At 31.7% G+C, this 21,430-nt stretch carries 19 protein-coding genes; 8 read left to right on the top strand and 11 right to left on the bottom strand.

Translation table 11 applies throughout. The annotated features are described in order from the left end of the window. Window positions 1–31 precede the first annotated feature (31 nt). Entirely contained in the window at window positions 32–820 is a 789-nt protein-coding gene (locus ACFSSB_RS13625; RefSeq protein ID WP_379905183.1) for a DUF547 domain-containing protein, read from the top strand. Between the two features lie 80 nt (window positions 821–900). Then, window positions 901–1,650, top strand: coding sequence for a TIGR04283 family arsenosugar biosynthesis glycosyltransferase (locus ACFSSB_RS13620; protein WP_379905181.1), 750 nt, complete (start codon window positions 901–903; stop codon window positions 1,648–1,650). Window positions 1,651–1,680: 30 nt separating this feature from the next. Here ACFSSB_RS13620 and ACFSSB_RS13615 read toward each other — a convergent pair whose 3' ends face one another. Both ACFSSB_RS13615 and ACFSSB_RS13610 read right to left on the bottom strand, forming a co-directional pair. Further along, the gene (locus ACFSSB_RS13615) at window positions 1,681–2,418 is read right to left on the bottom strand and encodes a metallophosphoesterase family protein (protein ID WP_379905179.1); all 738 of its coding nucleotides are present in this window, start codon (window positions 2,416–2,418) and stop codon (window positions 1,681–1,683) included. Between the two features lie 112 nt (window positions 2,419–2,530). Beyond that, window positions 2,531–3,487 carry a glycoside hydrolase family 113 gene (locus ACFSSB_RS13610; RefSeq protein WP_379905177.1) on the bottom strand — a complete coding sequence of 319 codons (957 nt, stop codon included), beginning with the start codon at window positions 3,485–3,487 and terminating at the stop codon, window positions 2,531–2,533. A gap of 145 nt (window positions 3,488–3,632) precedes the next feature. Between ACFSSB_RS13610 and ACFSSB_RS13605 the strand changes: the two genes are divergently transcribed. The 4 genes from ACFSSB_RS13605 to ACFSSB_RS13590 all read left to right on the top strand — a co-directional run bounded on the left by ACFSSB_RS13605 (window position 3,633) and on the right by ACFSSB_RS13590 (window position 8,868). After that, window positions 3,633–4,937 (top strand): NAD(P)/FAD-dependent oxidoreductase, encoded by a 1,305-nt coding sequence (locus ACFSSB_RS13605; protein ID WP_379905175.1) that lies wholly within the window; start codon window positions 3,633–3,635, stop codon window positions 4,935–4,937. A 2-nt stretch (window positions 4,938–4,939) separates the two neighbouring features. Beyond that, entirely contained in the window at window positions 4,940–6,529 is a 1,590-nt protein-coding gene (locus ACFSSB_RS13600) for a 4Fe-4S binding protein (RefSeq protein ID WP_379905173.1), read from the top strand. Window positions 6,530–6,688: 159 nt separating this feature from the next. Beyond that, on the top strand, window positions 6,689–7,381 hold the full coding sequence (locus ACFSSB_RS13595; RefSeq protein WP_379905171.1) for a glycosyltransferase family 2 protein: 693 nt from the start codon (window positions 6,689–6,691) through the stop codon (window positions 7,379–7,381). Continuing rightward, window positions 7,378–8,868, top strand: coding sequence for a cellulose synthase family protein (locus ACFSSB_RS13590; protein ID WP_379905169.1), 1,491 nt, complete (start codon window positions 7,378–7,380; stop codon window positions 8,866–8,868). The genes ACFSSB_RS13595 and ACFSSB_RS13590 overlap by 4 nt, the downstream gene beginning before the upstream one ends. 207 nt (window positions 8,869–9,075) lie before the next feature. Here ACFSSB_RS13590 and ACFSSB_RS13585 read toward each other — a convergent pair whose 3' ends face one another. Both ACFSSB_RS13585 and ACFSSB_RS13580 read right to left on the bottom strand, forming a co-directional pair. Next, window positions 9,076–10,029 (bottom strand): septum formation inhibitor Maf, encoded by a 954-nt coding sequence (locus ACFSSB_RS13585; RefSeq protein ID WP_379905167.1) that lies wholly within the window; start codon window positions 10,027–10,029, stop codon window positions 9,076–9,078. 89 nt (window positions 10,030–10,118) lie between these two features. Further along, complete coding sequence (locus tag ACFSSB_RS13580; RefSeq protein ID WP_379905165.1) at window positions 10,119–11,204, bottom strand: L-dopachrome tautomerase-related protein; 1,086 nt, start codon at window positions 11,202–11,204, stop codon at window positions 10,119–10,121. A 199-nt stretch (window positions 11,205–11,403) separates the two neighbouring features. Between ACFSSB_RS13580 and ACFSSB_RS13575 the strand changes: the two genes are divergently transcribed. Continuing rightward, a complete protein-coding gene (locus tag ACFSSB_RS13575) occupies window positions 11,404–12,849 on the top strand; it encodes a mannosyltransferase (RefSeq protein WP_379905163.1) in 1,446 nt (481 codons plus the stop codon). Then, a complete protein-coding gene (locus ACFSSB_RS13570) occupies window positions 12,839–13,660 on the top strand; it encodes an alpha/beta hydrolase (protein ID WP_379905161.1) in 822 nt (273 codons plus the stop codon). Before ACFSSB_RS13575 ends, ACFSSB_RS13570 begins: the two co-directional genes overlap by 11 nt. Before the next feature lie 2 nt (window positions 13,661–13,662). Here the strand turns inward: ACFSSB_RS13570 and ACFSSB_RS13565 are convergent, their stop codons facing one another. The 7 genes from ACFSSB_RS13565 to ACFSSB_RS13535 all read right to left on the bottom strand — a co-directional run bounded on the left by ACFSSB_RS13565 (window position 13,663) and on the right by ACFSSB_RS13535 (window position 21,425). Then, window positions 13,663–13,977, bottom strand: coding sequence for a hypothetical protein (locus tag ACFSSB_RS13565; protein WP_379905159.1), 315 nt, complete (start codon window positions 13,975–13,977; stop codon window positions 13,663–13,665). Between the two features lie 92 nt (window positions 13,978–14,069). After that, the gene (locus tag ACFSSB_RS13560) at window positions 14,070–15,605 is read right to left on the bottom strand and encodes a bifunctional GNAT family N-acetyltransferase/carbon-nitrogen hydrolase family protein (RefSeq protein WP_379905157.1); all 1,536 of its coding nucleotides are present in this window, start codon (window positions 15,603–15,605) and stop codon (window positions 14,070–14,072) included. After that, entirely contained in the window at window positions 15,605–16,579 is a 975-nt protein-coding gene (locus ACFSSB_RS13555) for a deoxyhypusine synthase family protein (protein ID WP_379905691.1), read from the bottom strand. The genes ACFSSB_RS13560 and ACFSSB_RS13555 overlap by 1 nt, the downstream gene beginning before the upstream one ends. Further along, window positions 16,569–17,507: an agmatinase gene (gene speB, locus ACFSSB_RS13550; RefSeq protein ID WP_379905155.1), complete on the bottom strand. Its 939-nt coding sequence runs from the start codon at window positions 17,505–17,507 to the stop codon at window positions 16,569–16,571. The genes ACFSSB_RS13555 and speB overlap by 11 nt, the downstream gene beginning before the upstream one ends. After that, the gene (locus tag ACFSSB_RS13545) at window positions 17,497–18,894 is read right to left on the bottom strand and encodes an arginine decarboxylase (RefSeq protein ID WP_379905153.1); all 1,398 of its coding nucleotides are present in this window, start codon (window positions 18,892–18,894) and stop codon (window positions 17,497–17,499) included. The genes speB and ACFSSB_RS13545 overlap by 11 nt, the downstream gene beginning before the upstream one ends. A 563-nt stretch (window positions 18,895–19,457) precedes the next feature. Then, window positions 19,458–20,297 carry a pseudouridine synthase gene (locus ACFSSB_RS13540; protein WP_379905151.1) on the bottom strand — a complete coding sequence of 280 codons (840 nt, stop codon included), beginning with the start codon at window positions 20,295–20,297 and terminating at the stop codon, window positions 19,458–19,460. A 216-nt stretch (window positions 20,298–20,513) separates the two neighbouring features. Further along, on the bottom strand, window positions 20,514–21,425 hold the full coding sequence (locus ACFSSB_RS13535) for a geranylgeranylglycerol-phosphate geranylgeranyltransferase (protein ID WP_379905149.1): 912 nt from the start codon (window positions 21,423–21,425) through the stop codon (window positions 20,514–20,516). Between the last annotated feature and the right edge of the window lie 5 nt (window positions 21,426–21,430).

Raw genomic sequence — 21,430 nt, 5'->3', positions numbered from 1 at the left:
TCCTGAATTGACGAAAAGAAAAACAAACAACATGAAACATTTTACTTGTATTCTTTTTGCTATTCTCTTTTCTACTTTTGCTTTTGCTAAACAAATAGCGCTAAGTAATGAAATTAAAAAAACAGAAAACACTTTAGCAAAACCTCAAGAAGCAGCTACTAAAAACCAAACTCCTGAAGCATTTAATCACGATGCTTGGAATACACTATTGCAAAAAAATGTTTCTGAAAATGGTAATGTAAACTACATCGCTTTTAAAAATAACCCAACAGAACTACAAGATTATATTACCGCTTTAGGCAATAATATGCCAACAGATACTTGGACTAAAAAAGATAAACTTGCCTATTGGATTAACGCGTACAACGCACTAACCATAGATTTAATTATTAAAAATTATCCTGTAAAAAGCATTAAAGACATTAAAAATCCTTGGGACCAAAAACTATGGAAACTAGGCGAAAAATGGTATAACCTAAATGAAATTGAGCATGAAATTTTACGTAAAATGAACGAGCCAAGAATTCATTTTGCTATTGTTTGCGCCTCTTTTTCTTGTCCTAAATTACAAAACCAAGCCTTTACAGCTTCTAATCTAGAAGAACAGTTAAACAGTGCTACCAAGGCATTTTTAGCAGATAGCAATAGAAACGAAATAGCTTCCGATAGCATTAAAATTTCAAAAATCTTTCAATGGTTCTCTAAAGATTTCAAACAAAACGGAAGTCTTATTGATTTTTTAAACACCTATTCCGAAGTACAAATTTCTTCCAACGCAAAAAAAAGCTACAAAACATACAATTGGAATTTGAATGACTAATTTTGTCCTACTTACAAAAGCAAGAATACTGCTCCCAACAGAAACAAGGTAAGTTCTTGCTTTTGAAGAAATGCTAGCTCATGAATAAAATTTCTATCATCATCCCTATGTTAAACGAAGCAGATCATATTAAAAATCTGCTAGAACATATCATTGAAAATAGTAAGGCTAAAAATATTGCTGAAATTATTGTGGTGGATGGCGGAAGCATAGATAACTCACCAGAAATAGTTAGTAGTTTTAATACTGCTACTTATAACGAAAAAGAGAATTCTGAAAAAGCTTTAAACATGGCTAGACCAAAAGTGTTCCTTTTCACCTCAAAACGTGGTCGAGCCAAACAAATGAATGTTGGAACAAAAGCTGCTTCTGGCAATATTTTATATTTTTTACATGCTGATTCCTTTCCGCCAAAAAACTTTGATCAATTAATTATTAACGAAGTTAAAAAAGATAATTTGGCTGGTTGTTTTAGACTACAATTTAAAAGTACACATTGGTGGTTACGCTTAGCAAGTTGGTTTACTAAATTTAATTGGAGTATTTGTAGAGGAGGTGACCAAAGTCAATTTATTACCAAAAAATTATTTCATGAAATTGGAGGTTTTAATGAAAACTATACCATTTATGAAGACAATATTTTAATTCAAGAACTTTATAACCGAAAGCAATTTGTAGTTATCAATAAAAAAATTGAAACCTCTGCTAGATTGTATGAAAAGCATGGAGTTTGGAAACTACAGTACCATTTCTGGACCATCTATATAAAAAAGTGGCTTGGCGCATCACCAGATAGCTTGTTTGCTTATTATAAAAAACATATTTGTTAGCCTATAAGAACTTCAAACTTTTAAATAAGGCTATTTATTTCTACCTAGTTCGTTTGGGTAAAAACTATAAACAGGCTCACTTTGATAGATTTCCTTGGTATCAACATCTATGGCAGAAAGTTTTCCTTTAAATGCAGCTCCTGTATCTACATTCCAAATATTTACAGCATTTGTAGGTGTGTGTTTATTAAAATTTGTGGTTGGTGTATGACCAATATAAATTTCGTGATAATGCTTTAATCTTTTAGGATAAATGATAGCATCTTCAGGAATACTTTTATCCATAGTTAAAGCCATTTCCCAAAGGGTTCTATCATAATAAAAACTTTCTGGGTTCACTTCTCTTGTTACACCATGCATAGAAGTAAACCCTGCATGTAAAAACAATCTGTTTTTAGAGTCTAGCAAATAAAGTTTGGTCGTTTTAAAAAACGCAAGGTGCTCTTTTTTTTCAGCATTTGTAATGGTTTTATAACTTGCTATAGTTTCTTTTCCTCCATGCAAATACCAAGAATCATTTATGTTTCCTGTTTCTAGCCATTGCATACACCAAACATCATGGTTTCCTCTTATAAACGTACAATTATATTGTTTAGAAAAATCTATTAAAAACGAAATTACTTGTGCAGAATCACTCCAACCATCTACATAATCACCAAGAAAAATAAAGCAATCCTTTTCTGTTACTTCAATACGTTGAAGCAATTGTTTTAAAGCTTTTAATCCTCCGTGAATATCTCCTATTGCAAGTGTTCTACTTTGTTTCATCTGTTTTATTTAGGTGTTTAGCCCTTAGTAAATAACATACTATTAGCAATTAAAAAAACATTTTCTGCATTACTAAATTATTAATTTAAAAAGGCATAAAATCGATCTGTAACTAAAATGCCTTATACACCTCTTTAATCACTTTTTCTACTGGTTTATTTTGTGGTGTAAATCGGTTATTTGTTTCTCCTCCTACTTCTTGGTGGTTATGAAACCATTTCCAAATAAAACCACCAGCAAACCAATCTTCTTTCCAAAAAGTTTGCAGCAAAGCTTTGGTAGTATTGGTTTGTGCTTCTAGGTTTACACTAGTCATACTTCTATCACTTCGCCAAGGTTCTTTTCCCGAATAGTCCACACTTCTATACCCAAATTCGGTAAACAAAATAGGTTTTTTATAGGTTTCAGAAAAAGACTTAATCGTTGCTACGTGAGGTTTCCATCCTTCTATACACGCTTCAATAGTTGGTGTTTTTTCTTCGCTTATAGGAAAATAAGCATCCATACCAATAAAATCTAAATCGCTCCAAAAAGGGGTTCTTTTAAATTCATCCCAATTGGCTGCATAGGTTAGTTTCCCTTTATATACCTTTCTTATTTCCACAATTAATTGCTTCCAAAAATCGGGTCTGTTCACAACAAATTGTTCCAATTCTGTACCAATACATAAAATTTCGGCCTTTGTTTCTTCCGCTAAAGCGGCATAATCTAAAATAAACGTAGCGTAAGATTCTTCTAAAAGTTTCCAATCTGCTTCGTTTTTCATTTTAATATATCCTGTGAATTCCCCTTTTCTAACCCAGATTTGAGGTTTCATCATGATTTTAATGTTTTTCTTTTGCAAAGCCTCTATATATTGCTTTGCTCCTACTCTAGTTTCTCCAAACCACTGTCTGTTTTTATTGTAAACCACTTTTGGATCTTGCAACTCTTGCACAAAACCAAAAGGCATTACCGCAGCATAATTGGCATGAATATTAACTATTGGAGCAATATGCGCATCTTTAACAAACTCTCTAGAGGCAACAAAACTCACTCCATTAATCTTCTCATTTTCTAATGGAGACATAGAGCAAGAACAGATAAATAAGAAAAAAACAATCTTTAATATAAAACGCATACGTGTTAATTTATGTCTAAAATTAATCAAATTGAAATTACTGTGTTAAGGTTTTAACTTAACTTTCGACAAAACGGATAACTAAACCAAATTTATGGAACATATTGTCATTATTGGAAACGGAATTTCTGGAGTAACAGCTGCAAGGCATATTAGAAAAAACTCAGATAAAAAAATTACTATTATCTCTGCAGAAACCGAACATTTCTTTTCTAGAACAGCGCTTATGTATATATACATGGGACACATGAAATATGAACATACCAAACCCTATGAAGATTGGTTTTGGGAGAAAAACAGAATAGAACTAAAACAAGGTTTTGTAAAAAATGTAGATACCCTTTCTAAAACACTTCATTTTGCAAACGGAGAAACCCTACAATACAGCAAACTTATTATTGCTACAGGAAGCAAGCCTAATAAATTTGGTTGGCCAGGACAAGACTTAAAAGGTGCACAAGGTTTATACAGCAAACAAGATGTAGACAATTTAGAAGTGTATGCACCAAACAATAAAGTGTGTAAAAGAGCTGTAATTGTTGGTGGTGGTTTAATAGGTATTGAACTTGCCGAAATGCTTAACTCACGTAACATTCCGGTTACCTTTTTAGTTAGAGAAACTAGTTTTTGGAATGGTGTTTTACCTGAAGGTGAAAGCCAAATGATTAACAGACATATTAAAAACCATCATATAGATTTACGTTTAAATACCAATTTAAAAGAAATTGTTTCCGATGAAAATGGCAAAGTAAAATCTGTTATTATCGAAGAAACAGGCGAAGAAATTGCTTGTAACGTTGTAGGATTAACTGCTGGAGTTTCCCCAAACATAGACTTTTTAAAAGACTCTAACATTGAAACAGGAAGAGGCGTTTTGGTAAACCGTTTTTTAGAAACAAACATACCAGACGTGTATGCTATTGGTGATTGCGCAGAACAACACCAAGCCATTGGCAACAGAAGACCTATTGAAGCGGTTTGGTACACAGGACGCATGATGGGAGAAACACTTGCACAAACTATTTGTGGCAACAAAACAGCATACAAACCAGGACATTGGTTTAATTCAGCCAAATTTTTAGATATAGAATACCAAACCTATGGTTGGGTTTTTGGAAGCAGAGGAAAACCAGAATACGAAAAACATTTTCATTGGAAACATGAAGACGACACCAAATGTATTACTGTAGCCTACCATAAAGACACCAACCTGTTTTTAGGAATAAATACTTTTGGCATACGAATGCGTCATGAAACGTTTGATACTTGGTTAACACAAAAACGCGATGTAGCTTATGTAATAAACCACTTAGCAGAAGCTAATTTTGACCCTGAATTATTTAAACATTATGAAACAGCAATTCAAACTGCTTTTAACAACCAATTTCAAACTGCCTAATTATGAGTAATAAATTAAATCACAGCATGTCGTTGGCTAAACCTGATGCTTTAGATATTTCTAACAAACAAAAAATAGCATTAGCCATAGGAGTAATAGGTCTTTTTATTCTTGCATTAGCTCTTTTTAACACCAATTTCCCTAACAAAGGGTTGTTTTTAACCCTTGCTTTAGGCTGCATTTCTTTAGGTATAATTGTATATGCTAGAGGTGCTTACCTTCATAAATTAGAAGGCATAAAAAACGATGGTGTTTGGTTTAAATCTATTTCGTCTCGAGGTGTTTGGGGATGGATTGTTGGTGTTATACTTACCACATTTTATATTGTATTATACTTTTTTCCTAAATATTTAGGCTTAGGTACAGATGGTGCAGAAAACACAGGACTAATTGCTTTGTTTGATCCGTTAAGCAAATTACTTTCTGGTAGACCTGCAAGCCAGTGGTTTGTTTATGGTACCTTATATACGGTTGCTATTTTAGCTTTTGGATACAAATTTATACTTAAATACAGACACAATAGATACCAACAAGTACGTACGGTTTCTGTAATGTTCTTTCAATTAGGTTTTGCCTTTTTGATTCCTGAGTTTATGTATGTTATGAATAACGATTTGCCATACTACGACTTAAAATCGATGTGGCCACTTAACTATTATATTTTTGATGAATGGTCTGTTAATGGCTTTTTATCAAACGGAAATATTGGTTTGGCATTAATACTTTTTGGTATTATTTCCATCTTTGTTATTTCGCCAATTTTAACCTACAAATACGGAAAACGCTGGTACTGTTCTTGGGTTTGTGGTTGTGGTGGATTGGCCGAAACTGCAGGAGACTCATTTAGACAATTATCCTCTAAAAAAATGTCTGCATGGAAAATAGAACGTTGGTTAATTCATACCGTTTTAGTATTTTCTGTAGTAATGACAACTGCAATGATTTACACCTATTTAGGGTATGACAGTAATGATTTTTGGTTAACAAGAGGTGTATTTATCTCTTTAGTCATTGGTTTTTTAACCCTACTATTTACTGCTGTTTTATACTTTAAAGGCAAAGAATTTGGTAAAGACGTAAAATATGGAGCTATTGGCTTTTTTGCTACTATTATCTTATTACTAATACTTCACTTTTCAGGAACCACAGAACATGTGTTTTTTATAAAAGCAGGAACGCTTCGATCTATTTATGGTATTTATATAGGTTCTATTTTTTCTGGAGTAATTGGTACCGGTTTTTACCCCATTTTAGGAAACAGATCTTGGTGTAGATTTGGTTGCCCGATGGCTGCTATTTTAGGATTTCAACAACGTTTGTTTTCTAAATTTAGAATTACAACCAATGGAGGACAATGTATTTCTTGTGGTAACTGCTCAAACAGTTGCGAAATGGGAATAGACGTTAGAGCCTATGCACAAAAAGGAGAAAACATTGTACGTTCTAGTTGTGTTGGTTGTGGTATTTGTTCTGCAGTGTGCCCAAGAGGTGTTTTAAAATTAGAAAACGACACTATGAAAGGACGTATTAATCCTACAGAAATATTATTAGGAAACGATGTAGACTTAATGGATTATGTAAATAAAAAATAGTTACAAACAAGCGCATCTTAGTGCAACAAAACAACAATTTATAATAGCAGCAAAAGTTTTACAAATTACCAAAGCTAAACACGTGGAAAAGAAACCATACTGTTTATAACAAATTATGTGCATTTCTATTGTACTTTTGCAATTCCTAAGAAAAAATTAATGCCAATAATAAAAGTTATTATTCCTGCTTATAACGAAGCAGACTCTATAGCAAAAGTAGTTCATGACATTCCGGAAACGGTTTCTGAAATTATTGTAGTAAGCAATAACTCTACAGATGCCACAGAAAAAAATGCTAAAAATGCAGGTGCAACCGTTTTAACAGAAAATCAAAAAGGATATGGTTATGCTTGTTTAAAAGGAATGCATTACATTGCACAGCAAGAAACCAAACCAGACATTATTGTATTTCTAGATGGTGATTATAGTGATTACCCAGAAGAATTAACAAAATTAGTAGCTCCAATTATACAAAACAATATTGATTTTGTTGTTGGGTCTAGAGTTAAAGAGTTACGCGAATTAGGTGCTATGACTCCGCAACAAATTTTTGGTAATTGGCTAGCCACATTTTTAATGAAACTCTTTTTTGGAGCAAGGTTTACAGATCTTGGTCCATTTCGTGCCATTAAATACAAAAAGCTTTTAGCCTTAAACATGGAAGATAAAACTTATGGTTGGACCGTAGAAATGCAATTAAAAGTACTGAAGCAAAAATTATCTTATCTTGAAATCCCTGTAAATTATAGAAACAGAATTGGCGTTTCTAAAGTTTCAGGAACCGTAAAAGGAAGTGTTTTTGCAGGAATTAAAATATTAGGTTGGATCTTTAAATACAGCTTTAAAAAATGATTTTAGAAACAATCATCATCACCATTTATACTATTTCGTTATTGCTAATTTTCTTTTATGCATTAGCACAACTAAACCTACTATTTAATTATATTTCTGCACAGAAAAAGGAAGACCATTCGCCAAAATTCAATCTAAAAAACACCGCAGAAATACCATATGTAACCATACAACTTCCTGTATATAATGAGTTGTATGTTATGGAGCGTTTGTTAGATAATATTGCCGAAATAGAATACCCAAAAGACAAATTAGAAATTCAGGTTTTAGATGATTCTACAGATGAGACTGTAGCAAGCACAGCCTTGCAAATAGAAAAACTAAAAGCACAAGGTTTAGACATTAAGCACATTTGCAGAACCAACAGACAAGGTTTTAAAGCAGGTGCACTAAAAGAAGGATTAAAAATTGCCAAAGGAGAATTCATAGCTATTTTTGATGCCGACTTTCTTCCTAATAAAAATTGGTTATTACAAACCATTCCGCATTTTAAAGATGCACAAGTTGGTGTAGTACAAACACGTTGGGCACATATTAACAGAAACTATTCTACCTTAACAAAAATTCAAGCTTTTGCTTTAGATGCACATTTTACCTTAGAGCAAGTTGGTAGAAACAGTAAAGGACATTTTATTAATTTTAATGGTACAGCAGGTGTTTGGCGTAAAGAATGTATTCTTGATGCAGGAAACTGGGAAGGAGACACACTAACCGAAGACCTAGATTTAAGCTACAGAGCACAGTTAAAAAACTGGAAATTTAAGTATCTAGAAAACGTAGAAACTCCTGCCGAATTACCAGTAGTAATTAGTGCAGCACGCTCACAGCAGTTTAGATGGAACAAAGGTGGCGCAGAAAACTTTAGAAAAATGCTCTTTAAAGTACTTAAAAGCAACAACATTTCTGCTAAAACAAAAATGCATGGCCTGTTACATTTACTAAACTCTACCATGTTTTTAAACGTACTTATTGTAGCTATTTTAAGCATACCAATGCTATATATTAAAAACGAGTATGCACACTTAAAACCTTACTTTTATGTAATGAGCTTTTTTGTAATAAGTACCCTTATTTTCTTTGTGTGCTATTGGTATATGTATAAAAACACCTATGGTAGTACAGTTAAAAACTTTATACAATACATTGCACTTTTCTTTACCTTTTTCTCTATTGCAATGGGCTTTTCACTACACAACTCTATTGCTGTTTTAGAAGGACATTTTGGTAAACGAAGTGATTTTGTACGTACACCAAAATTTAATATCAATAATCTTACAGATAGCTGGAAAGGCAATAAATACTTAAAGAAAAACGTTTCTGCAAACGTCATTATTGAAGGCTTACTTATGCTCTATTTTGCATTTGGTATGTATAGTGCTTTTGTAGTTGGAGATCAAGGAGGCGACTTTGGTTTATTCCCTTTTCACCTTATGCTTTTTGTAGGTTTTGGGTTTGTATTTTTTAAATCTTTAACCTCTAAGGCCTAATTTTTTTTGGGTGTTTCTTTTTACGTTTAGCTACAAGGCAAAGCACAAAACAAGTTTAGCGCATTGCCTTGCAGGAACATAAAAAGTCGCGCTTTCCGCTATATCTTTTTTGCTTTTAATGGCAAAAAAGGATGCCGCATCAATCGCTAACACAGGCTTACCCAATGGTAATTTCTAAAAAAAAGTGTGTGTGTGTGTGTGTGTGTGTTATTTAATTAATTGTAGTGCTTCTCTTTTAGCTTCGTCGGCAACACTTTTTTGATTCCAATAAGGTTCATTCAAACTAGACTTTAATGTAGCTGTAGTGATAAAACCATCACCAGAATCTTCGGTCCATTCTAAAATTTTATAAGGAAATTCTTTTTCCACTTCAATGCTTAAAGTTCTATCTATATCTAAATAGTTAATGGTATAAGCAAAAGCAGTTTCAGTTTCGGTTTTACTAATTTCTGCTGTATGCGCTTGCATTTTTTTATAGTTAAATCGACTATATATGGTAGAAGGAATCAATTGCAACTCACCAATAGGCAGTTGTCCAGAATGTATACGAATACGTGTCATTAAATCTTCTTCTAGTAAGGCAGCATTTAATTTTCGTTCCTCATCTCCATCAGCTTCAAAGTATGAAAACAGCTTAAAATGATATTGATTATCATCCAAATTTAATTGGGTAAAGGTATGTCCGCACCACTCTTGTATACTTGTTGTTGCTTTAAGGGTTAACGGATGGTTTGTAAAATCAATAGGAGTAAAAGTAGAAGTAACAATAGAATAGTCATAAATACCAGTATTAAACTTTCTAATTTGGTTTAATTTCATCACTGTTACCTTGTCTGCTCCTGCTTGCTCTGCATGATCTAATTTTACTTGTTTGCTTAAAGAAAAAGGCTCCGTAACAAAAATCAATACTACTTCTCCTGTTCTAATTTCATTATACCTAGCCTGTTTAAGTACATAACTACTAAGTTCTGCTTTTCCTGAATACCAATAGGCATTAAATGCTTCATTAGTAACTGCACTACTAGTAACTCCCTTATTTGCTGCAGTATTTACAACTTTTGCTTTACTTGTTGTATTTAAAGTAACTATATTACTTTTTTCTGGTTTACAAGAAAAGATTAAAAAGAGAATAAAAGAAAGGATTGTTATAGCGCTTTTCATAATAATTAGATGGTGTTTTGCTTTTCTACAAAATTAAAGGAAAACAACCACAACCTTAGTTAACCCTAAGTTAAACCACAGTTTATTATTTATTGAACAGGCAAGGCTACTTTATTTAAAGTAAAGACCATATTAGAAATATCACCATTAATTTCATTGATTCTAGAATTTGTAAAATACAAGTGCTTATTATAAATACTAAACGTATCTGCCCATTTAATTTTTTCGCCTTCTACAAGTGTATGTATACTTCCATCTGGTTTTCTGTATTGTATTTTGTTATGCTCTAAATCTGCATAATATAAGTTACCATTTGCGTCTAAAATCATTCCGTCAGGAGCAGCTGTTTTAGCAATAAAACGTACTTGATCTTGTATTTTATTTTCATCGTCTTCATCAAAAGCACTAGTTGGTATAGCAAACAGACTATATCCTGTTAAAGCATGATAATAAAGCATGTTGTTTTTTGTATCTAAAGCAATACCATCAGAGTTAATGGCTCTTTCCCATTTTTTATCACCAAACGTTAAATGCGTCATTTCTGCGCTAGTAGAAACATGGTCATTTAATACTCTTTTTGAAATACCAGAATGCATATCTAACACTACCAATCCTGCATGACCAGAATCTGTAAAATAGATTTTATTCTTCTTTTTATCTACACGAAGATCATTAATATAAGAATCTGGATGGTAACTGTTTTTGCTAAGTATAAACGTTTTACTTAACGTGTTAGTCGTTAAGTTAAAAACAAAAACACGAGGAGCATCTAGTACATCTTGAAACAATTGGCTTCTTGTATCTAAAACATATAAAGCATCTTCAAAAGCAACTACAGACTGCACACCAACAAACTTATCTTCTACTACAGGATCTCCTATTTTCCAGGAGTTCCATCTTGCATTTGGGTAACTTTTTTGTTGTTTATCTGCTGTAATTTCAACTACCGAATGAGCAACACCATCTCGCCATCTTGGAAAATTTACAAATACACGACCTGTATTAGAAACCGAAACTCCTGTTACTTGCTGGCCTTTAAAACTAGCTACTTCTGTAATTGGCACTTCAGTACTTAAATCTTGTGTTGTAGTAATTGTCTCTACTTCTGTTTTATTGGTTTGTTTACAAGATGTAAGACAAAATAAAAGCAAGGAAACATATAGTATATTTTTCATAAGAATAGTTGTTTTTCAATACTCAAAAATAACAAAGATTATTTGTTTTATAGAACATAAAAACGCCTTAAAAAGTAAGGTAAATGTTAAAAAAGACACTTAGTTATGAGAATATGTAATAAGGTTACAATTTACTTTTAAAACATTCTATTAACAGTACATACAAAATCAACAAACAAATAATATTTATATTTGGCCTATGCTTTACAATACCTTCTTTTTAAAACTTAAAAAACCTTCTGTTTTATTGGTATTAGCCTGCCTGTTATTTTATTTTTCTTTTGCCTATAATTTGGTAAGAACAGATTATATAAAGCTAATAACACTGTATATTGCATTGTTTGTTCTATTTTATAAATTGATACAGTTTAACAAAAGTAATCTTAAGTTTTTAACGTACATAGCCTTTTTATTTCGAGCCGTTTTTATTCTTGCTATACCTAATTTATCACAAGATTTTTATCGTTTTATTTGGGATGGTCGTATGATTTTAGAAGGTTTTAATCCGTATGTATATACACCAGAATCTTTTTTAACCAATCAGCAATTACCAGTTGCACAAGCCGAAGCATTATACAAAGGAATGGGAGCTTTAAACGCTAGCCATTTTACTAACTATCCTCCTATAAATCAACTCTGCTTTATCCTTGCAGGAATTTTTGCAGGAAAAAGCATTGTAGGATCTGCCATTATTTTAAGACTAATAATTATTGCAGCAGATTTTGGAACGCTACACTTTGGAAAAAAACTTTTAGAAAAATTAAAACTTCCTGCCCACAACATATTTTGGTATATTTTAAACCCATTTATTATTATAGAACTTACAGGAAACCTTCACTTTGAAGGTGTTATGATTTTCTTTTTGGTGTGGAGTTTATACTTATTACATATTGGTAAATGGAAACAAGCAGCTGTTGTTTTTGCGGCTTCCGTTTCGGTAAAATTAATTCCTTTGCTGTTTTTACCTTTGTTTTTTAAATGGTTTAGAAAAGAAAACAGCATGGAAAGTGCTACAACACAATCTGTCTCTAGTAAGGAAACGTTAAAGACCAATCTAGATACCAAACGTACTTCTGTTTTTACAGGAATAACAAAACTCCTTTCGTTTTATACAATAATAGGCTTGGTTACACTCCTTTTATTTCTTCCTTTTTACTCTTCTGCTTTTGTAAATAATTATGCACAAACAGTAGCTTTATGGTTTCAGAATTTTGAGTTTAACGCAAGTATTTACTACATCGCTAGAGAAATTGGCTACTGGATTACTGGATATAATGAAATTGCTATTATTGGTAAAATACTTCCTGTTATAGTTTTTCTTTTTGTTTTATATATGGCTTTGTTTAAAAAGAACAGCAGTACACCACAACTAATACAAAGCATGCTTTTTGCATTTGCTTTTTACCTATTTATGAGTACGACCATACATCCTTGGTATGTATCTACATTGTTAACTTTATCGGTTTTTACCAATTATAAATTTCCGTTAGTATGGAGCTTTGCTATTATACTTAGTTATTTAGCATATATACAAATAGGGAAAGCAGACAAGTCTGAAAATCTATATATTATTGCTTTAGAATATATTATCATTTTTAGTGTATTTTTATACGAATTAAAAAAAAGGAAATCTGTTGAAAATTAATTTTAAGAAAATAGTTAGACGATTAAAGAAAATTACAATAGCTCTTATTTTATTGTACCTATTCTCTTTAGTCTTTTTATACTTTAAGCAAGAACGCTTCTTTTTTAATCCAAAACATTTAGACAAAGACTACGTTTTTGAGTTTACAAACCCTTTTGAAGAACTAAATATTGAAGTAGAAAAAGATGTTTTTTTAAACGCTGTACTTTTTAAAGCAGAAGCCTCTAAAGGAGTTATTTTATATTTTCATGGTAATGCTGGAGCCATTCATGATTGGGGAAAACGCGCTCCTTTATTTTTAGAAAACAACTATGATGTGCTTTTTGTAGATTATAGAAACTATGGTAAAAGTGATGGAGCTTATTCTAACAGCGAAGAAATATTTCAAGATGCCCAAAAAGTATATGATTATACTAAAACTAGATATCAAGAAGACAATATTATTGTTTTAGGTTTCTCTCTAGGAACAGGAATTGCAAGTTATGTAGCCTCTAATAACAACCCAAAAATGCTAATTTTAAATGCGCCTTATTACTCTTGGAAAACCTTGATAGCAGATGAAATTGCGCCACCAATACCAAAGTTTTTAATTAGATACCATATACCAACCTACCAATTTGTAAAGCAGGTAAAATGCCCAATACATATTTGTTATGGTACGCGAGACTTTTTAATACAACCAGAAACAAATACCAAAAAACTAAAGATTTTAAACCCCAAAAACATCATGCTGCATCCTATTACAGATGCAGGACATAATGGTTTACATATTACTAAAGAGTATTATGATTTGTTAAAAATTATCTTGTAATTTTAATCTAAATCTTCGTCTGTAATTTCTGGATCTTGTATTGCTTTTGGGTCTGTTTCATCAAAAGCTTCATAATCATCTTCGTCATAATTCTCCATAGTTACTGCAAGTTTTGTACTTACTTTTACTAGATACTTAGTGTCTTCAGTAGTAACCTCAACAGCTTCGACAATTTCATTTTTAATATTTCTAAATGAAATGACTTGATCTTCATCATAACCATCGGGATATTTTTCTACCAATAAAGCTAAAATTTCTGGTGTTAGTTTTTTAAAATCTACAATTACTCTTTTTAAGTTGTCTCTTTTCTTTGCCATTGAAAATTTATTTTCATTTTCAAAACCCTATTTAGCTGGTAAACAGGATTGAAAATCTAATCTTATAATGAATGTTTAATAATTTAAATATATTATTTATTGTTGTTAATTCTAACAACATCGTAAAAATCTTTTCGTCTATCTTTTAAATTTTTTACTGCTCCAAAAGAATGCAATTCTTTTAACAAACTTAGGTCTACATCTGCTACCAAAATCATTTCGGTATTTGTGGTAGCTTCTGCTTTAATACCATTACTAGGAAATGAAAAATCACATGGTGTAAACACAGCAGACTGTGCGTATTGAATATCCATATTATTTACATTTGGTAGGTTACCAACACTTCCTGAAATAGCTACATAGCATTCATTTTCTACTGCACGAGCTTGTGCACACAAACGAACGCGAGAATAACCATTTTGGGTATCTGTTAAAAACGGAACAAAAAGAATATCCATACCTTCTTCTGCTAACAAACGCGATAGTTCTGGAAACTCGGTATCATAACAAATTAGTATGCCTATTTTTCCTGCATCTGTTTCAAAGGTTTGTAATTTATTTCCTTTTTGCATTCCCCAAACTTTAGCTTCGTCTGGAGTTACATGTATTTTTTCATAACGCTCTATGCTTCCATCTCTTCGGCATAAATAACCTACATTATAGAGTTTATCATCTACAACTTCTGGCATACTACCTGTTATAATATTGATGTTATAAGAAATAGAAAGTTGGTGCATTTTCTTTACAATAATTGCTGTAAATTTTGCTAACTCTCTAATAGCATCTGGCTCGTGTAAATGATTAAATTCTGCCATTAATGGCGCATTAAAAAACTCTGGAAACACAGCAAAATCTGAACGATAAGCAGCAACACTATCTATAAAAAACTCTACCTGCTCCATTAAATCCTCTAAACCTTTATAAGGACGCATTTGCCATTGTATGAGTCCTAACCTAACCACTGTTTTTACAGTACTTGCTTTTTTATTAGGTTTGGTATAATAAATATTATCCCACTCCATTAAAACAGCATATTCATTAGATGCTGTATCGCCTTCTAAATACCCTTTTAGCACACGAACAGGATGAAAATCGTTAGAAATTTGAAAGTTTAAAACTGGATCATGAATTTCTTTACGCTTTACTTTTTCAATGTATTGTTTAGGAGTTAAATGGGTATGTTTATGAAAGTTTGGCATTCTTCCACCAAAAACAATCCCTTTAAGGTTTAAGTTTTCGCAGACTTCTTTTCTATAATCATACAATCTTCTTCCTAATCGCAAACCTCTGTATTGTGGTTTAATAAAAACCTCAATACCATAGAGTACATCACCTTCAGGATCATGGTTTTTAAACGATTTTCCTCCTATAATATCTTCATAAGTATGCTCATCTTCAATAGCATCATAATCTACAATTAACGATAATGCGCAACCAGCAATGTCACCATCAATTTTGATAACTACTTGACCTTCTGGAAACATAGTAGTTAACTCTTCTATATGGTGTTTTTTCCAATACGAATTAAGCACACCACCATACGACTCTAAAGTGACTTCTTTAAGCGCTTCAAAGTCGTTGACGGTTAAGTACTTTAATTCTATATTATCTATTTTATTAGATTCCATTATTGATCTAACAAATAAGCAAAAATTAATGGAGCAACGATGGTTGCATCACTTTCAATTATAAATTTTGGAGTATCAATATCTAGTTTCCCCCAAGTAATTTTTTCGTTAGGCACTGCTCCTGAATACGATCCATAACTTGTAGTAGAATCACTAATCTGACAAAAATAGCTCCAAAATGGCGTATCTGTACGTTCCATATCTTGATATAACATTGGTACCACACATATAGGAAAATCACCAGCTATTCCTCCTCCTATTTGAAAGAAACCAATGCCCTTTTCTGAATTATCGGTATACCAATCTGCTAAAAACGTCATGTACTCAATACCAGATTTCATGGTACTTGCTTTTAGTTCTCCTTTAAGAACATAGCTTGCAAATATATTTCCCATGGTGCTGTCTTCCCAACCAGGACAAACAATAGGCAGGTTTTTTTCTGCAGCAGCATACATCCAAGAGTCTTTTAAATCAATTTCATAGTATTGCTCTAATACTCCAGATAATAACATTTTGTACATATACTCATGTGGCAAATAACGTTCGCCTTTAGCTTCAGCCTCTTTCCAAATTTCTACAATATGTTGTTGTAGTCTACGAAAAGCTTCTTCTTCTGGAATACAAGTATCTGTAACTCTATTTAATCCTTTTTCAAGTAAATCCCATTCCTCTTGAGGTGTTAAATCACGATAGTTAGGCACACGTTTGTAGTGTGAATGTGCTACTAAATTCATGATATCTTCTTCTAGGTTTGCTCCTGTACAAGAAATAATTTGCACTTTATCTTGACGAATCATTTCGGCAAAACTTTTACCAAGTTCTGCTGTACTCATAGCTCCAGCAAGAGACACTAACATTTTTGCGCCAGCATCTAATTGTGCTTCATACCCTTTTGCTGCATCTACTAAAGCTGCTGCATTAAAGTGTAAATAATGTTTTTCTATAAACTGAGAAATTGGTCCTTTAGTACGCATCTTCATCTTGAAATTTAGTGTTGTTATTTTTATTTATTGTAGCTTCAAAAGCATTGTCATACTCTTCTGCTATATCTTCATTTTGAAACTTATAGCTAAGCATTTTATAGTATAATTTAGCTGCAAGAAAATCGGAAGATTTATCTATTTTATTTGGGCAAAGTTCCACAATATCAAAACCTACTACGTTTTTCTCTTCAAATACTTGCTTTAAAAAATCTAGCGTTTCATACCACAACATACCTCCTGGTTCTGGTGTTCCTGTACTTGGTAAGATTGAAGGATCAAAAACATCAAGATCTATAGTAATAAATACATTTTCTGTCATTTGGTCAATTGCAGTATCTACCCAAGTATCTTCTAATGCCATTTCATGCGCAAAGTATGTTTTTTCTTGGTCCATAACCGTTTTTTCAATCACATCCATAGAGCGAATACCAACTTGAATTAAATTGGTGTTTTGGCTCGCTTCATACATAGCACAAGCGTGGTTACAAGCAGAACCTTGATATTCTTTACGTAAATCTGCATGTGCATCTAGTTGTAACACCGTTAAACTTGGATACATTTCATTAAAAGCGCGAACAGTACCTATAGACACCGAATGTTCACCACCAAAAACGGTTACAAACTTGTTCTTTTTAATGTACTTTTTTGTTGCTTGATGTACAGCATCTACCATAGCTTCTGGAGAGCTATTTACTGTAACAGTATCTGCTAAAAACACACCTTGCTGGTATACTTCTGTTTCTGTTTCAATATCATAAAGTTCCATGTTTTCTGAAGCATGTAAAAATGCTTCTGGACCTTTATCTGCTCCTTTTTGCCATGTGCTTGTACCATCATAAGGCACAGGAATTAGCACGATTTTTGATGTTTCAAGTTTCGAAAATTCTTCCGAAATACCTGCATAAGTTTTAGTTTGCATACCCTAAAATTTTAAGTAAGTCTTCACTTTTTTGTTGTTCACTAAATAGTTTTGTAGAGATTTTTCCGTCGGCATCTCTATCTATTAATATATGTTTTGGTGACGGAATTAAACAGTGTTGTAAACCACCAAATCCACCAATACTTTCTTGATAAGCTCCTGTATTAAAAAAGCCAATATATAGTGGTTTATCTTTATTGTATTTTGGTAAATAAATAGCATTCATATGTTGCTCGCTATTGTAATAATCATCACTATCACAGGTTAATCCGCCAAGCAGAACACGCTCATAAGTTTGTTCCCAACGGTTTAATGGCAGCATAATAAAACGCTTGTTAATTGCCCAAGTGTCTGGTAAAGTTGTAATAAAAGAGGAATTTATCATGTTCCATTTTTCACGATCGTTTTGTTGTTTTTGGTACAATACCTCATAAATTGCTCCTCCACTTTCACCAACAGTAAAACTTCCAAATTCGGTAAAAATATTTGGCACTTCTACGCCTCCTTCTTCGCAAGTAATTTTTATTTGGTTAATGATTTCATCAACCATATATTCATAATCAAAATCAAAAGCTAGGGAGTTTTTTATTGGAAAACCTCCTCCAATATTTAAACTATCTAGGGTAGGACAAATCTTTTTCAAGCTTGTATATACCTTTAAACACTTTTGCAATTCGTTCCAGTAGTAAGCGTTGTCTCTAATTCCTGTATTTATAAAAAAGTGAAGCATTTTAAGTTCTACTTTTTTATTAGTAGCTATTTGGTTTTTGTAAAATGGTACAATGTTTTTATAACCAATTCCTAAACGAGAAGTATAGAATTCAAACTTTGGTTCTTCTTCTGAAGCAATACGAATTCCTATATTAAACTTACCTTCAATTTCTTGAGAAAGTAAATCTATTTCTTCATAATTATCAATAATTGGAATAGCGTTTTTATGCCCTTCATTAATAAGTCTTGCAATATTTGTAACATACTGCGAACGCTTAAACCCATTACTAATAACAAAAGTATCGTTTGTTATTTTTCCTTCTTTTTTAAGGTTTTCAACAATATCAATATCAAAAGCCGAAGAGGTTTCTATATGTATATCATTTGATAAAGCTTCATTTAATATATGTTTAAAATGCGAGCTTTTTGTACAGTAACAATAGTTGTATTTACCTTTATAACCTTGTTTTTCAATAGCATTTGCAAACCATTTTTTTGCACGTTGAATGTTATTAGAAATTTGTGGTAAATAGGTGAATTTTAAAGGTGCTCCATACTCTTCAACCAATTGCATTAGGTCGATATCATGAAAGCGTAGTTTATTAGCCTCAAGGGTAAATTCTTCTTGAGGAAAATCGAAAGTTTGATCAATTAGATCAATGTATTTTGTGTTCATTATTATTTTTAAAAATGTTAGAATTTAAATAAGAAACAGCGCAAAAATGCTGCTTAAAACAAATAATAATGATGCAATCAGATTTGTATTTTTAGTTCTGTAGTAGGTACAAAACCGTATTGATGCTGGCTAGCAACGATAGAAGAATACTCGGAAGTTAGCTTTAAAATTCGGTCGCTTAATCTGTAAGCTGCTTTTGAATATGACTTCCTAATTTCCAAAAGCCCGAACATAGAAACAGTGTTCAATTTGTTCAGCTAAATGCAATACAAATGAAATACTTTTTTTTGAATTGCAATCTTTTTTTTAAAAGATTTTTATTTTTTTTTGAAAGATATTTTAACGGCTCTTTTTGAAGAAAAAAGTTGGTTTCAATAATTCCTTTTTGGTATACAATACTTTTTACAAAGTGCAACCAAAGGCATCAAGAAACAGATTTAAAACACAAGAAAAACTAGCTTAATCCTGTACTAAATTAGCTATGTGTCTAAATAAAAAGAAAGTCGCCAAATATCTCTATTTGGCGACTTTAATAAATATTGTAATTGTTATTAAAAAAAAACTTATAACATTTTTAAGGTATTTATTTCTTGTTCTGTTAAGTGTTTCCAGTGACCACGAGGAATATCTTTTTTAGTAAGATGCCCAATTGCAACACAATCTACACTAACTACATCATAGTTTAAATAATCAAAAATAGTACGAATAATAGTATTCCCTGTATTTTTAATTTTAAGTCCTATTTCTTTTTTAGAAACTCCATCAATATAACTCACTTCTTCTACAGTAATAAGTTTACCTTCTACTCTAAAGCCTTCTCTAATTTTTTTAAGGTCTTCTGCTTTCAGGTTTTTATCTAATTCTATTTGAAATAAACGAGGAACACCATTTTTAGAGTTGGTGAATTTTTTTGCTACCAAATCATCATTGGTAAAAAACAATAATCCTTTACTATTTCTACCTAATCTACCAATTGGCTTTATTCTTGAATTTGTTGCATTTGCAACTAAATCCATAACTGTACGTCCTTTACCTTCACTTGTAGTAGTAGCAAAACCTTTTGGTTTATTTAGTAAAACGTAGGCTTTCTTTTCTGGATTGATTCTTGCTCCATCAAAACGAACCTCATCTTCTAGCTTTACTTTGTAACCCATTTCTGTAACTATCTTTCCGTTTACAGAAACTAGCCCAGTTGCTATATGCATATCTGCATCTCTACGAGAACAAATTCCTGAATTTGCTACGTATTTGTTAAGACGAATTTGGTCTGAGTCTGATGCTTTTTTAGACACTGCTTTCTTTTTTATTGGAGCATTTCCTCTTGCTTGACTCTGGTTACGCGTATTATTGTGTCCACGTCCTGAAGGCTTTCCTTTGCTTTTATTTTCTCTTTGCTTACTCATTGCTCTTAAATATATTACTTTAAAGCTGCAAAGATATAGTATATATTATGATTTATGATTGTTGGCTTCTTATTTTTAATAGTAGTACTATACTGTATGAGTAATTGTGCTGATTTCTTTTTTTTAAAATATAAGAATAAGCAACGCTTTTACTACACTCTAAAACACTTACAAACGCATAGCTACGCAGTTTCACCAAGAGGTAAGCTCCTAAATTTATAATATAACTAACTTGTTTAAAAGTAGATTTACATCTATTAGTAAAATGCTAAAAACACCTGATACAATTATAAATTTTAAAATATTATGCAGGATTAAGTATTGTGTTTTTGTATTTGATTTAAAAAGTAACACCAAGAATACTACTAATAAAACAGCACTTAAATAGAAGAAATAAACCATTTTACCTACAGGATATGTGTTTATTAATAAATATGCAGGAACCAATGTTAAAACACTTAAAATGGTAAGCATTATTTTAGATGCTTTTTCACCATAAACAATTGGTATGGTTTTATAGTTTAATGCTAGATCTCCTTTTATGTTTTCTAAATCTTTTACTAATTCTCGCATAGAAACTATTAAAAACAAAAATGCTGCATGAACAAAAATCACATGTTCAAAATTTTTGTAATACATAAAAATGGCAAAAAAAGGCGTAATAGTTAATATAGCAGAAGTAATATTACCTATAATTGGTGTTTTTTTAAGTTTATGCGAATAAAACCAAATAGCAAAAATATACACCGAAAAGAACAATACAGCTTTAAACGAAACTGCACTAGCCATAATTACAGCTAGAAAATTAAGCACAAAATAAAAGGATAGTTTGGTATTTTGACTCACCAATTTATCTAACATAGATTTTTGAGGTCTATTGATTAGATCTTTTTCAGAATCATAAAAATTATTAATGATATAACCTCCTGCAATGGTTGCTGCAGAAGCCAAAACCAGCATTAGTAGATTTATATCTAAAACAACTTCGCGAAGCGTTTTATCATGAGCTAAAATATAAATGGATGCTAAATATTGTGCGAGTACTACAATTAAAATATTGTATCCTCGTACCACAGAAAACATGCTAAAAAACTTTAATAATATGTGTTTTTGTTTTCGGGTTAGCATAAAAG

The sequence above is a fragment of the Lacinutrix gracilariae genome (assembly GCF_042684485.1).
Lineage (GTDB): Bacteria > Bacteroidota > Bacteroidia > Flavobacteriales > Flavobacteriaceae > Oceanihabitans > Oceanihabitans gracilariae.
Note: the sequence above shows the minus strand (reverse complement) of the source record. Positions and strands in the feature narration are given on the sequence as shown.